Origin of the sequence: Microcoleus sp. T3_B1, assembly GCF_036700445.1 — a bacterium.
GTDB lineage: Bacteria > Cyanobacteriota > Cyanobacteriia > Cyanobacteriales > Microcoleaceae > Microcoleus.
In genome coordinates, this window is the sequence record NZ_JAUBOX010000010.1 from 26932 (window position 1) to 40908 (window position 13977).

The window sequence follows — 13977 nt, forward strand, 5'->3', positions numbered from 1 at the left end:
AATCTCACAGTTCTGTACCTTCAAGACGGGGACATTTATTTTGCTGTGGGATAGTTGATGGAAAAATGGGGAAAGCCTTCTGCTTCCGACATAAAAGCCGAAGACCTTCTCAACAAGAGCCGAATGCCTTGGAACCGTTACCTGTTGGCTACTTCCTGAAGTTGCAGCCGTTGAGATGGGGAAACTACGTGAGCCGCCAGCATCCAGGAATCCAGAGTCCGCCGCAGTTCCTCGCGTCCTTGGTAGTCTTCAAATCTAAATCGAACTTTATCGCCCTCAAACAAAATCAGCGTGGGCAGACTTGTCAGCCGATAAGTGTGGGCCAACTTGAAACATTGATCGGCATTCACCCCTACGAGCTTGACTTTTCCTGCCCACTGTGCCTCAAAACTCTTAAGCGTGGGGTCGATCGCGCGGCACAAACCGCACCAGGGGGCGGAAAAGTGAACTAAAACGGGGGTAGAGGCTTGAAACACCTCTTGTGCAAAAGTGCGTTCGCTAACCGACAACACCATGAGCCCTCAAAATTTAATAATTTTTTTCTATCCTAGGGATCATGCTACCAGTATATGTTCCTAGTGACACGCATCAAAAAAGGATGAATTTGCCACAGCAGGCCCGTAAAAATGACTACACCTAGATAGGAAGGGCGAAGAAACTCAAGCAAATCAAGGGTTTGACGCTTTTGTAGGATTGCCAAAAAAGGCATGATTGAGGTTCGAGATTTGATGGTTTCAAAGGATTCTCCAAAACGAGCCTGAAGCCGCCTGTCGCCGTGCCACACTCCGAACAGGTGGTGAAGTACCAAACCGATGGAAGTGACGAGGGTAAAGCTAGTGCCAATCCACAGGGTGTGGGCCACGCACCAAATCACTTGTCCCACCATTTGCGGGTGACGGGTGATGCGAATGATGCCAGTTTCGTAGAGGTGAACTTGGGGCTTTTGGACGGCGGCAATTTCTAGGAGGTTGAAAGTTGCTGGGTACAGAAACAGAAAGGAAATTGCCGAAAGTATCCAAACTGCGGGTTTAACTCCGGGGACGCCCTGTACTTGCCAAAGCTGTACGCCGTCGTAGCGGTGGTTGAAAAAGTAGACAATCAGAATGACGGCTAGCGGCAAACTGACAAGGGCAAACAAAACGCGGTAAAGTCTCGGCCCGATCAGCTTTTCACCTTTGGGCCGGAGGGCTGCTAAACCGCTGTGGGCGATCGCAAAAACCAGTAACAAGCCCAGAATAACTAAGTGGGAGTCGAGCGCCAAGTCGATCGTCATTGCAAATATTAAGAAAAGTTATTGATTCTCGGCCAAATTGTGTCACAAAGTATCTATGGGAGCATTCAGCGGTTATCAGTCAGTTAACTGTTCACTGTTCGCTGTTGACTGTTCGCTGTTCGCTGTTGACTGTTCGCTGTTGACTGTTCGCTGTTTGCTGTTCGCTGCCTACAGTCAACCGTCAACCGTCAACTGACAACTGACAACTGACAACTGACAATTTAGATATATGTCTGACCTTCCTTTCACTTTAGACCAGTTACGCATTCTCAAGGCGATCGCCTCTGAAGGAAGCTTCAAACGCGCCGCGGACAGCCTCTATGTATCCCAGCCAGCAGTTAGCTTGCAGGTGCAAAACTTAGAGAGACAATTGGACGTGCCACTGTTTGACCGGGGGGGGCGGCGGGCGCAACTAACCGAAGCCGGACACCTGCTGCTGAGTTACGGCGAGAAAATTTTATCGCTTTGCCAGGAAACTTGTCGAGCTCTGGAAGACTTGCAAAATCTCCAAGGTGGTACTTTGATCGTCGGCGCTTCTCAAACAACGGGAACCTATTTGCTGCCCCGGATGATTGGGATGTTTCGCCAAAAGTACCCGGATGTAGCAGTACAGCTTCACGTTCACTCGACCCGCCGCACGGCGTGGAGTGTGGCCAACGGGCAAATCGATTTGGCAATTGTTGGCGGAGAAATTCCTACCGAACTTGTAGAAGCTTTAGAAATTGTTCCTTACGCTGAGGACGAACTGGCTCTGATTCTTCCTCCATCTCACCCGATGGTACAACAAGAAACTATCCAAAAAGAAGACCTTTACAAATTGCAGTTTATATCCCTCGATTCGCAGTCTACGATCCGCAAAGTAATCGATCAGGTACTGACTCGCTGCGGCATTGACACGCGCCGCTTGAAAATAGAGATGGAACTAAATTCGATCGAAGCCATTAAAAATGCCGTTCAGTCGGGGCTGGGAGCTGCATTTGTCTCGGTTTCGGCGATCGAAAAAGAGTTGCTCATGGGCGTCTTGCACAAATCTCAAATGGACGAAGTTTTGGTAACTCGGATTTTGTCGCTGATTTACAACCCGAACCGCTACCGTTCTAAAGCAGCAGAGGCTTTCAGCAATGAAATTTTGCCTCAGTTTGCTACTTATTCGACCATCCTGGAGAAGAAAGAACCCCCGGCGCTCGATTTGGGATTCATAGAAATAGGAACTCCCAACTCGGCGGGAAGTTAATCTCTTAGGTCGCTGGCAGTTAGCAGTTCGCGGTTAGTTGAGAAATCGAAATCTGGTTTAACCATCACTTTTTCTTCGTTCTTCCCTTTTCCTTCTTTCCTCTTCCTTCTTCCCTCTTCTTAGCAAACAAAAATGGAAGTTTACTGCACCCGCCCGGGCTGCCCGCGCCCTCAAAACTCTTTTCCCGACCTCGATGACAGTTCGCGGCTGAAAACGGTGCAGCAAAAGTTTTGCACCGCTTGCGGGATGCCCATGATTTTGAGGGGCCGCTATTTGCCCGTGAGGTTGTTGGGTCAAGGCGGTTTTGGGGCGGCGTTTTTGGCCAGAGACCGGGATACTCCGGCGATGCGGCAGTGCGTTGCTAAACTTTTGCAGCCGTCGGTAAGTCTGACTCCGCCCCAGCTAAAAATCGCTCAAACTCTGTTTGAACGGGAAGCGGCGGTGCTGGAAGAACTGGGAAACGAACATTCGCAAATTCCGAGTTTGCTGGCGTTTTTTGAGCTGACTGTTACGAGTTTGCAGCCGGGAAAAAACGATCAGTTTTTCTATCTGGTTCAAGAATTTATTGACGGTAAAAATTTGGAGGATGAACTAGCTGTTAAAGGCCGATTTTCGGAGGCGGAAACGGTGGAGGTGCTGCGGGAAATTTTGAAGGTTCTCGATTTTGTACACTCTCGCGGTTCGATTCACCGGGATATTAAACCTGCTAATATTATGCGGGGTAAAAACGGTCGGCTTTATTTATTAGATTTTGGGGCGGTTAAACAAGTAACACAAAGTGTTGGAAGTGTAAAAGCTTCGACTGGTATTTATTCTTTGGGTTATGCTCCGCCAGAACAGATGAGCGGGCAAGAAGTTTATCCGGCAACGGATTTGTATGCTTTGGCTGTGACTTGTATTACTTTGCTGAGTGGTTTGCAACCGACGGAGCTTTTTGATAGTTACAGAAATGAGTGGAATTGGCAGTCGCGGGTGCAGGTAAGTTCGGGTTTGGCTCATGTTCTCGATCGAATGTTATTATCAGCTCCCAGCCAGCGGTTTCAATCTGCCAGTGAGGTGGAAGCGGCTCTGATGTCTCGGCCTCAACAGCCTAACATCGTCGTGCAGCCGCCGACCCTACGGACTCCGACTCCCCTACCGACTCAGCAGCTACCACCGACTCAGCAGCCTCCTGTACGGGTTCCTGCAACACCTCCCGGAGGGCTGCAACCTTCGCAGAGAGCGACTTTTTCGATTTGGGAGGTTTTGTCGGGGGCGGCGTTTACGGGTTTTGAGGCGGGGGTGCTGGCGATCGCCCTGACGAGTTTGCTGCCCTCTCCGGGCTTGAGTATCGGATTGTTGGGGATGATTGTGGCGGGTTTGATTTACGGCCAGTATCGCAGGGCGATCGAACAAACTGAGATGTTGATTATTGGCGCTGGTACTGTGGCTTTGCTGTGGTTTTTCCCGGTTTTACAGACGGCTGCAGGTGCGATTTATCCGAATTCTCCGATCACTGGCGTGTTGTTTGTGGGATGGTTGGGTGCTTTGGGTGCGATCGCTGGCACAGCTATTTTTAGATTGATTTATAAGTTACTTTCTAATATTTTTTAAGCTAATAGTCACCTGTAGAAAAGCCTGTTTTGAACAGGAAAGATGCCTGTTCCACAATAATTATGGGAGATGTTTTATTTAAAATGCAGACTCAGAAGTCTATCTACCCGAATTGGGTCATTGCTTGGGGCCCAGAAGTCCGATCGCACCCTGCAACTTGGGCAACTTCCGGTTTTGCCATAATCGGAGCTCAACCCACCTTCAGCCCCAATCAGCGATTTGTGCTGGTAGGTGACTGCTGCTTCGATCGCACCCCAATGCTCAAACAACAGATTGATACCGAGGGATTGACCGATTTGGCGATCGTCGCGCGGCTATGGGAACAGTACGGTACTAAAACACTGAGCTTGCTCTCAGGACAATTTGCCCTTGCTGTGTGGGATCGAGACGAGCAAACCTTGTGTCTGGGGCGCGATCGCGTGGGAGCAAAAACCCTCTATTACACCCGTACAGGAACGACTCGCTGGATTGCGCCTCGACTGCGATCGCTCAATCCGTATCACGATCGAGAACTTGATTTAGTTGCTTTGCGCGACTACTTGTGCTGTGCATTTGTACCCGGAGCACAAACGCTGTGGGAAGCCGTGCGAGAGTTGCGGCCCGGTAGCTACCTGTACTTACCGGATATTGAGGCCCAGAGATACTGGCAGCCACAGGAGCAAATTACTAACGCCGATCGCCCTTTGGAATGGCATAGTCAACAAGTGCGATCGCTTTTGGAACAACTGGTGCAGGAAGCGCTACCAGCGGGCGAACCAGTCGCAGCATATCTTTCGGGTGGTATTGATTCAAGTTGCGTCGCGGCGATCGCCACAAGACTGCACGATCGCCCGGTGCACACTTTTTCGATGCACTTTGGCGCTCAATATCCCAGCGAGATTGAATTTGCCAACCTCGTTGCGGCACATTGCGGTACTGAGCACCATATTTTAGAGGTTTCGCCAAAGCAAATTTGGGAGTTGCTACCGGAAACGCTGGCGGCGATGGATGATCCGGTGGGGGAAGGCTTGACGGTTCCCAATTTGCTGTTGGGGCGATCGGCAAAGCAATTCGCAGATGTGGTACTGAATGGCGAAGGCGGCGATCCGTGCTTTGGCGGGCCGAAAAATAAGCCGATGCTGCTGAATAGTTTGTATGGTTCGATTCAGGGTAAACCAGATCCGATCGCAGCTTACTTGACTTCGTTTCAGAAATGCTATGTGGATTTGCCACGTTTGCTGAAGCCGGAGGTTTGGGAAAAGGTGAAGAATGCGCCTTCCGTCTTTGCTGAGGAATTGCAACAGACAGAAACGACGTTTTTGAATCGGTTGATGCGGCTCAATATTGAGTTTAAGGGAGCCGATTACATTTTGACCAAAGTGAATAATCTCACGGCTGCGGCGGGATTGGAAGCTCGATCGCCCCTATTCGATGCGCGGATGGTGGCACTGAGTTTGCAAATTCCGCCAGAGTACAAGCTTTCGGGCGCGCAGGAAAAAGCGGTTCTCAAGGCTGCTGTGGCGGATTTGCTACCCGATGTGATTGTCAACCGTCCGAAAAGTGGGATGGTGATGTCGATGCAGCAGTGGTTTTTGAGGGATTGGCAGCGGCAAGCGCGATCGTTGTTGCTGAATCGTCATGCGGCGATCGCGCCTTACCTCGATCAAACACTAATCCGCGAGTGGCTAAACTATCGGGGCGAAGTTTTTCCCCGCTACGGGCTGAAGTTGTGGCTGCTGGTGACGCTGGAAATTTGGTTACAAGTTAATCGCCGTTAGTTACCCCCAATTACGACACGGCGCCGTGCCTTTCGTCGTGTCAACTTGAGCAGTTGACGCCCTAATTTGTCGATCGACAATGGCATTTTCTCTATGCGGTTTTCGCTCTTGTTTATAGAACCGAATTAAACCGCAGAGGGCGCAGAGGATACAGAGAAACGGAAGAGACAGATGAATCGTTCCGATGCCAACGGATTTGATATACAGCGTATTCTAGGTGTATTTCATAAACCTGGAATACGCTGTATATAAGCTGCTACGCATTTAAATTGAATCCAGAGACGGGATCTAACTCCCGACCAATTTTGGCCGGGTTTTTTTTGTCAATCGCCCGCCCTCGCCACAAATTCTCCTAAATTCTGCCAAAGTGTCCTGAAAGAGGTGCTGTGAGGCGAAAGACTAAATTAGTAGATGCACCCGTCGCTAATTTAGGATGATTGCATTTATGTATTTGTGTAGTTAATTCTGTCTAACTACTTATCTAACACAACTACGTCAATAATCTTTCAAGGAAAAAAATATGTCCAGTAAACAAGGTCAACCCCCCTGTCAACATACTGTAGAGTCTGGAGATACATTTTCCAATCTTGCACTTGCCTACTATGGTGATGGTAGCGATGCGAACGCGAACAAAATTGCAGGTGCAAATCCTGGCGTTTCCCCTACAAGTTTGCAAATTGGTCAGAAACTTCAAATTCCTGCTTAACAGATTTGGAAAGCTTGTCAAACTAACCACTGCTAATAGCAGTTATTAAGAGTGCAGAAGGTTAGCCAATCAAACTGACCTTCTGCAACTAACACTTGCCAAGGGATTTATATTGACCCGAAGAAGCCAGAGATAACTATTTTTCAATTTTTGGAGCGTTAATTATGTCAGTCGAAATCTTTACAGATTCCAATTTCTCTGGAACTAAATCCGGTTCTCTTGAGCAGGACTCTTCCTGGATTGGAGATTTTTGGAACGACAAAATATCCTCGATTAAAGTTTACTCCGGCACTTGGGACTTTTTTGAACATTCAAAATTCCAGGGACGAAGCCTCCGACTTGGACCAGGCGAATATCCCAGCTTCAACAATGAACTTAATGATACTATCTCGTCATTTAAAAAAGTGGGAGTAGGTAATTCAACTGGTTCAGATAATGATGTTCTGAAAAGAATCCTAGACCTTACAAACAATGAGCGCGGTAAAGTGGGTTTATCTCCGCTCACACTTAATTCCCAACTGACTGCTGCTGCACAGAAACACAGCCGGAGCATGGCAATGCAGGACTTTTTTGATCACCGCCAAATGGGGGAGCGGGTCAGAGCGGAAGGTTATCATTACTCACGAGTGGCGGAAAACATTATTGCTGGCCACTCTACACCAGAAGATGCCATTAAAGGCTGGATGAATAGCTCAGGACATCGTGACAACATTCTGAATTCTACCTATCGAGAGCTTGGGGTCGGTTACTACTTTTTGGAAAACGATCAGGGTAGCGTCAACTACAAGCATTACTGGACTCAGGTGTTTGGCACACCCTAGTAACGCTCGATAGCCCAATCAATTACAAGTTGGGCAAACACCTCAAATTCCATAAACCTGAATCGCCGTAGGAATAGCTGATTTTAATTGCAGTTATTGAGGATACAGAAGGTTAGTAACTCAAACTAACCTTCTGTAATTAATACCAACCCCTGGATTTATATTTAGCGAAAGAACTTGAAAAATGGGAATTTCTACAGATTATTCAAACGTTCCTGACTGGGTAGCTAAAAGCGAAGGATACCAGACAGGAGCAATGGTCAAATACCAAGGCAATATCTTTTATGCCAACTTCGAGGCTTCAGAACCAGGGGTAGGGGATGCAGATCATAATGGTTGGCGGTTTTACGATGAGTTGTACGATCTAACACCTCACACGCCGACCGCACAAGCTAAAATCATTGCCTATATTCCTACTTGGAGAAAGAAAGAGGGATTTAACTATGCCAATGATGAGATGTATCGATACATCACCCACGGCATCGTCTCGTTTCTCATGTTTAGTGAGGTAAATCTCGGTGAGTTTGAACCAAAGTCCTTGGAGGAGGTTAAGGCAGTCCTCTCAGATGTGGTCAACACTGGACATCGAAACGGCACCAGAATCTTAATTGCACTGGGAGGTGCAGTTGATTATGGATTTCTCAATTTGATGACTTCTATAGGAAATAATCCCGATAATCCACTTCTGGATCTCGCCGTACAAAATGTAGTCAATTTTGTCAAGTCAAACAATCTCGATGGCGTAGACCTGGATTTAGAGTGCTGGTGGGGTAAGCCCGGTCAAGGAGATATGGGAGGAAGAGCAAAAGCGGATGGCCCCCACCCAGCAGGATTTGCATTAACTTCATTTGCTCAAAAATTAAAGCAAGCGATGCCTGATAAACTGGTTTCCGCAGCTATTTTTGGCACCTCATGGTATGGCAATAACTACGATCCGAAATTAGCAGACTATACTGATTGGCTTGCGATTATGACCTATGATCTGACGGGTTCGTGGAATGCGTCTCCAGTCGGACCTCAGTCAGCGCTTCTTAAAATACGCAATCAAGAGTCTTATCTGCGAGAGCAACAGGGGAAGTGGCCCGATCCCCAAAATCAAGATCAAGGCCCCGTCAATAATCCGATTCTTTCTGTGGAAGATACTCTCTGGTACTGGACGAACCCATTATTTGTGAACTGGCAAGGTAAGGGACAAAATATACCCAGAGATAAGATAGCGGGAGGAGTTCCAATCTATGGCTATGACTTTGCCTACGGGAAAGATCCTGATGACCTGAGTGGTGAAGTACCTCCAGGGTATAAATCTATTCGGTACAAAGATATCCTGGCTCAATTTCCAGATGCTCATAGGGCTGCCAATGGCAATATTAAAGTGTCGGGAAGTACACCTAGACCTCCTTTTATCTCTGCTTCAGGAAATTACCCGTATACTCACAATATCTACTTTGAAACTCCAGACACTGCTGTTAGCAAACTGAATTTCTTAAAGGATGTGGGAGCGCAGGGAGTGATTATTTGGGAACTTTCCAATGATGTTTGGGAAGAGGGTAAGAGCATCATTAAAGCCCTTTACAGAAACTCAGGTAACCCAGAAAGCAGACCGGCATTGCCTCCAAGTGGGAAGACACCTGTGCCAAGCGATATACTCACCCCGCTCATTGAACGTATCGGAAGCTACACAAACGAGTTCGCGGCTGAGATAGCACAAGGACGAGAAAAGGAAACATCTAGATTAGGCTTGCTTGTCGATCCAAGTTTGGTAGAAGCAATCACAAAATTTTTCGAGGAAGCTGGAAAAACAGAGGGCGAAGAAATCCCAAAGGACGATAAAGATAAAATAATTGGATTGTGGATTGAGATAGAGGAAACCGCAAAAAGATATGTAGATAGTCCAAACCCTCTAAGCGTCTTAACAGATCTCAAGGATAAAGTCGCCGGATTGGTCGGGCTGGTTGGGTTGATGATCGGGGGAGTGGCTGGTTGGGTATTTGTACCGCTCTTCTCAATGATTACTTTGTTCCAGACACATATTTTGCTGGAGTGGTTTGTACGGCAAAATCCTTCAGAAGGTCAAGATCTAGATCCTGACAATGATGATGGTGATGAGGAGGAACAAAAAGAATGTGAGCGTGAAGCCGATGAGGTTTCACAACAAATACAGCGAGCCATAGATGTGCTGAAAGGTGCTCTTGATAAATGGCCTACAAAGGATTTAGGGCCTGTAGAATCGGTCTTAGGTATCCCAACCCCTACTAAGCCTGACGAGCCTGATGCGCCTACACAACCACCAAAAACGCCCATTCGTTTACCCTCAAAATCAATTGTTAATTTTGCAAATGGTTTATTGGATGGAGCACTAAAGGATTCACCCGAAGGCCATAGGATTATTAGCAAAAGACAGGAAATTATCAGAGATAGTGTATCTGCACAAGTATTTACAGTATATGAAATACAAAGCCAAGAAGGCTGCAACATGGCGATGGAGGCACTGCAAGGGTTAAAGGAAGCGGAACAGTTTTTGGCATCCTTTTTCCTTGGTTCTGGCGGTTGGATACTCCGTCTTAGTAGGGGGTTGCTAGCGATCGCTGATTCAAACGAAGACTTCAATGATTTACTCGGAGACTGGACTTATCAAGTTGGCGATCGCTTATTTGTCTATGGAGTGGCTGGAGGTGGCTGGGGTCATAATGAAATGCTGTTTGTGTCCAAGCGAAATGGGCAAATCTACTACCAAGGAGATCTGTCAAAAGATTTGTTCCCGAAGTTGCAAGAATACTTCGGTATCAATCCCCTTTCATAGGTAACCTATCTGATTGAATGTACCCGTTCAGTGGGTAACTGGGGAATAAAGGTTTCGGGGGTTTCGATTCGGTGATTTAGTCCTGTTTGCTAAAGTTGCTAGACTGAATAGTGCATCAAACTCCATTCTCCCCAAAAAAAACAAGAAAACTGAGTATGTTCGCACAAATAAATTTAGATCGCTAGGCAGGAGAATTTATCATGTTAAGTAAAATTCAAAAGAATATCCAAAAGGCACAAGAAAACCGTTGCAGTAACAGGCGGAAACGACCACCGTTATACACATTTCCTCCCTACTTTGGCGCGACTTTCTCAACAAGACAATATGATTTTACCGATAGTAGTGGTAACAACAGTAGCGGTCTTATGAGTGATAAAGTGTCAGTGATACTTTTGCCCGGAGCTTTTAATCAACGAGGTAGTGTCCCAGGACAGGATCAACTTGAACCAATTACAATATTCTTACGGATGAAATATCCAGAGTACAATTTTATCAAAGGACATATGTGGAATCAGGAGATTGGTGGTCAAGGAGTAACAGACAATCTTGTCCCCCTAACCAGCGCAGCAAATAGGTCTCACAACTATAACGTAGAAGAACCACTTAAAAATGCTTTACGTGATTTTGTCAATTTTTATAATACCAACAAATCAGACCATCCAGATTATGACAAGGTTTATGGATTTAAGTATGTAGTAGAGATTGAAAATGCGCCTTGGCCGAGCGTTAGAGAACTTATTGTTCCTAACTCTATTCATGTACAATTATTTCCCATAAAATGTAATATTTTTTATGAGATTATAGAGGATTCTATAGAGGATTCTATCATATATAATGCTATTTCTTCAAATACCAAAAATCATATTGAGCGATTGAGCGGCGGTATATGGATTGATCAGGCTGGTAATATGATTGATCGGAATGGTAATGTGATTGATCGGGATGGTAATGTGATTGCTGCTTAATGACAAAGAGCTTGATTGCTCAACTTTTAGCCCGATCTTGTATACAGGTAAGAAATTTCACATTTCGGGTGCATCCGTGCTATTAGATTCCATTCCAGATGTCGCTGACTTACCGAATTAGTCCCACGATGGAGGTATATCGCAGGTTCTCACGAGTGAGTGAATCGCCTCGCTCCGTCTACAGCCACGCCTCATCCGCTCAAACTAACTGCACGAAGACTATCTAGCTTGGGTTCAGTCTTGGAGCCATTCTGCCGCCGATAGTCCATGTTCGAGCCCGGGCAACTTCGCGAATCACAGCTTGAGGTAGAGTCGATCGCTTGAGTGGATCGCTTTCCCCAACTGCCCCCAAGCCCAAAAGTGTTCCGATTGACAATGGAACGGATGGCCCCGTCGCTTGAGGCGATCGCCCGCGATTCTTCAACCCGCAAATTTAACAATCCGTATTTTTAGCCCCCAATTTCAAGCACTATTTTACCAGTTACTGAGCCTGTTTCTAACAGTTCGTGAGCGGCTTGCGCTTCTTCGAGAGGGAAAGTTTTGCTGACGTGAATTTTTAGCAAGTTGCGATCGCACAAACGAGCACACTTCTGCAAAATATGAGCCTGCTGTTCCTGTTCCTCCACCAAACCTTCTAGCATCGGTGTCAACATTAATTCCAGACTAATTCGCAGATTCCGCATTCTCGCTGTTTTCAAATTGCCCAAAGCTGGATCGGGTTCCAAAATTGTTACTAAATCTCCATAAATTTTCACCGCCGGAATAGTTTGGTAAAAAGTTTCTCCCCCGACTGTATCGAAAGCCAAATCAACTCCTTGTCCTTGAGTCCAAGTCAAAACCTCATCGACAACATTGGTGTTTTTGTATAAAATAACTGAATCTGCACCTAGGTGCTTGACAAAATTGGCTTTTTCCTCATAACTAACAGTCGTACAAACCTCTGCCCCCTGCAACTTTGCCAACTGTACCGCGACGTGGCCGACACCGCCGGCACCAGCTTGAATCAGCACCTTTTGACCGGCTTGCAAGCGCCCTCGATCGTACAGCGATTCCCAAGCTGTAATTAAAACTAACGGTGCCGCCGCCGCCTCGGCAAAACTTAAAGCAGCAGGCTTGAGGGCGAGAAAGCGTTCGTCTACAACGGCAAACTCGGCATAAGTCCCGATCGATCCGCCCAAACCGCCATTGCAGAAAAAAACCTCGTCTCCCACTTGGAAACTTTGCACACCAGCACCGATAGCCTCTACGACTCCAGCACCGTCGCACCCCAAAACGTGAGGAGCTTTATCGGGGTAAAAAGTGCCGCGCGATCGCAACTTAGTATCTATCGGATTGATACCCGCCGCTCGCAACCGCACCAAAACTTCAGTTTCTCTTTGTATAGTAGGGGCGGGGATATCTTGCACTTTCAATACGGACGGGCTTCCGGGGGTTTGAAAAACGATCGCTTTCATCATGAGTGTTACACTAGATCAGATAATCCCTAGACTTTATTGTACATTGCTTAGCAAAGCAACAAAAAACTTTTCGTTTATCCCAAAATTTATGAGGGTTGTTGAAAGGCATTACATAGATCGGCAGCATCAGTTTTATAAACAGTTTGATGGCTTATCATTTCTGTTCAAAAATCTCTACGATCGTGGTAAATATTTATGAGGACACACTTTTTCACTTCGGGTTCTAAAGTTGGTGGCACTAAAATTATCAGACAGTTATTTGCCATCTTCAAACCTAGAGACTTCTCTCAATCATTCCCTGCTAATATTAGTAGCAAGCAAGTTTTCAAACAAGTTGTTCACGATTGGGAGTATTGCCAAAAGTCAAGAATAGCGTATGACCGAGATATACCTAAATTTTCATTTCTCCCCAGCATCCCCCAATACAAACATAGAATCTGTACAGGTAACTTGTTCAGTTCTGATAACCAATCCATAAAAAAAAGGGGGAGCGACTCCAATAAGGGACTACTTCATTTCTCTCCAAGTGACATAATAATTTCTACAAAGTCCCAAGATGTCATAAAGGTAAGAATAGTTCCTGCAACAGCGCTCTACTTTGTTGAGGCTGCCCATCAAAAGCTTGTAACGTTGGTGAATTTAAATTGCCACCTTAGAGCAAGTATAGATTTAGGGATAGATCGCCTCGTAGCTGTGGCATCCAATAAGCCAACATTTATTCCAACTATTTATGATTCTCAAAAAAATCTCACATCAATCAATCAATGTTTCAATCAGCGCCAAGCATTTTTACTGTCAAAGATTGAGCAGGGAAAATCTACCAGGCGCCAAATTCAGCAAATCACCTTTAAACGAAATAAACGATTAGAAAACTACCAAGATAAAACCAGCATTTTGATTATCAAGCGGTTGGTGGCTCGGAAAATAATTCAGTTCATTATTGACACAAATGTGAGAAATAAACACAATATAAAATTACAAAAAAAGCATCAAATTTTGGGTGTAATTCCTCATACCGAAATCGTAAAGTTTATTATTTACAAAACTGAGCTAGTCGGTATCAACATAATAGTTACACAAGCATATTATACAAATAAGTGCAGATTAGGGGATTTAGAGCCTGTCGGTAAGCAAGACTCTTATCAGGGTAAGATCGATAAACGCGGGTGGTTTCGGTCTTGGAATGAAAGTCGGATTAATGCTGATGTGAATGCAGCGTTAATTATGATTAGAAAAGTAAACGTAAACTCACCCCCTTAGAGGAGTGCCACAATCGTATATATGTGTTTACAATTTCACCTGTACGGTTTCAGCCTGTACGAAAAAAAATACAAAAAGTTCGGTAATGTCAAGTATTGCCAGGTTTTTTGT

The 13977-nt window shown here is 45.9% G+C and carries 11 protein-coding genes; 8 read left to right on the forward strand and 3 right to left on the reverse strand.

The genetic code is table 11. The features are described from left to right. Positions 1–137 precede the first annotated feature (137 nt). Positions 138–515 carry a thioredoxin family protein gene (locus QT990_RS08080; RefSeq protein ID WP_333138840.1) on the reverse strand — a complete coding sequence of 126 codons (378 nt, stop codon included), beginning with the start codon at positions 513–515 and terminating at the stop codon, positions 138–140. Between the two features lie 44 nt (positions 516–559). Continuing rightward, positions 560–1273 (reverse strand): NnrU family protein, encoded by a 714-nt coding sequence (locus tag QT990_RS08085; RefSeq protein ID WP_333138838.1) that lies wholly within the window; start codon positions 1271–1273, stop codon positions 560–562. A 229-nt stretch (positions 1274–1502) separates the two neighbouring features. On the opposite strand from QT990_RS08085, the gene QT990_RS08090 reads away from it, so the two are divergent. The 7 genes from QT990_RS08090 to QT990_RS08120 all read left to right on the forward strand — a co-directional run bounded on the left by QT990_RS08090 (position 1503) and on the right by QT990_RS08120 (position 11149). Beyond that, entirely contained in the window at positions 1503–2507 is a 1005-nt protein-coding gene (locus tag QT990_RS08090) for a LysR family transcriptional regulator (RefSeq protein WP_333054398.1), read from the forward strand. A gap of 132 nt (positions 2508–2639) precedes the next feature. Then, positions 2640–4100, forward strand: coding sequence for a serine/threonine-protein kinase (locus QT990_RS08095; protein WP_333138836.1), 1461 nt, complete (start codon positions 2640–2642; stop codon positions 4098–4100). 29 nt (positions 4101–4129) lie between these two features. After that, entirely contained in the window at positions 4130–5857 is a 1728-nt protein-coding gene (locus tag QT990_RS08100; protein ID WP_333138834.1) for an asparagine synthase-related protein, read from the forward strand. Between the two features lie 520 nt (positions 5858–6377). Beyond that, the gene (locus QT990_RS08105) at positions 6378–6563 is read left to right on the forward strand and encodes a LysM domain-containing protein (RefSeq protein ID WP_333138832.1); all 186 of its coding nucleotides are present in this window, start codon (positions 6378–6380) and stop codon (positions 6561–6563) included. A gap of 164 nt (positions 6564–6727) precedes the next feature. Further along, positions 6728–7384 (forward strand): CAP domain-containing protein, encoded by a 657-nt coding sequence (locus QT990_RS08110; protein WP_333138830.1) that lies wholly within the window; start codon positions 6728–6730, stop codon positions 7382–7384. A gap of 184 nt (positions 7385–7568) precedes the next feature. Continuing rightward, on the forward strand, positions 7569–10184 hold the full coding sequence (locus tag QT990_RS08115) for a glycoside hydrolase family 18 protein (protein WP_333138828.1): 2616 nt from the start codon (positions 7569–7571) through the stop codon (positions 10182–10184). A gap of 200 nt (positions 10185–10384) precedes the next feature. Then, the gene (locus QT990_RS08120; protein ID WP_333138826.1) at positions 10385–11149 is read left to right on the forward strand and encodes a hypothetical protein; all 765 of its coding nucleotides are present in this window, start codon (positions 10385–10387) and stop codon (positions 11147–11149) included. Between the two features lie 449 nt (positions 11150–11598). On the opposite strand, the gene QT990_RS08125 is transcribed toward QT990_RS08120, so the two are convergent. Further along, on the reverse strand, positions 11599–12603 hold the full coding sequence (locus tag QT990_RS08125) for a zinc-dependent alcohol dehydrogenase family protein (protein ID WP_333138884.1): 1005 nt from the start codon (positions 12601–12603) through the stop codon (positions 11599–11601). A gap of 198 nt (positions 12604–12801) precedes the next feature. Between QT990_RS08125 and QT990_RS08130 the strand changes: the two genes are divergently transcribed. Beyond that, a complete protein-coding gene (locus QT990_RS08130; protein WP_333138824.1) occupies positions 12802–13866 on the forward strand; it encodes a transposase in 1065 nt (354 codons plus the stop codon). Positions 13867–13977 lie beyond the last annotated feature (111 nt).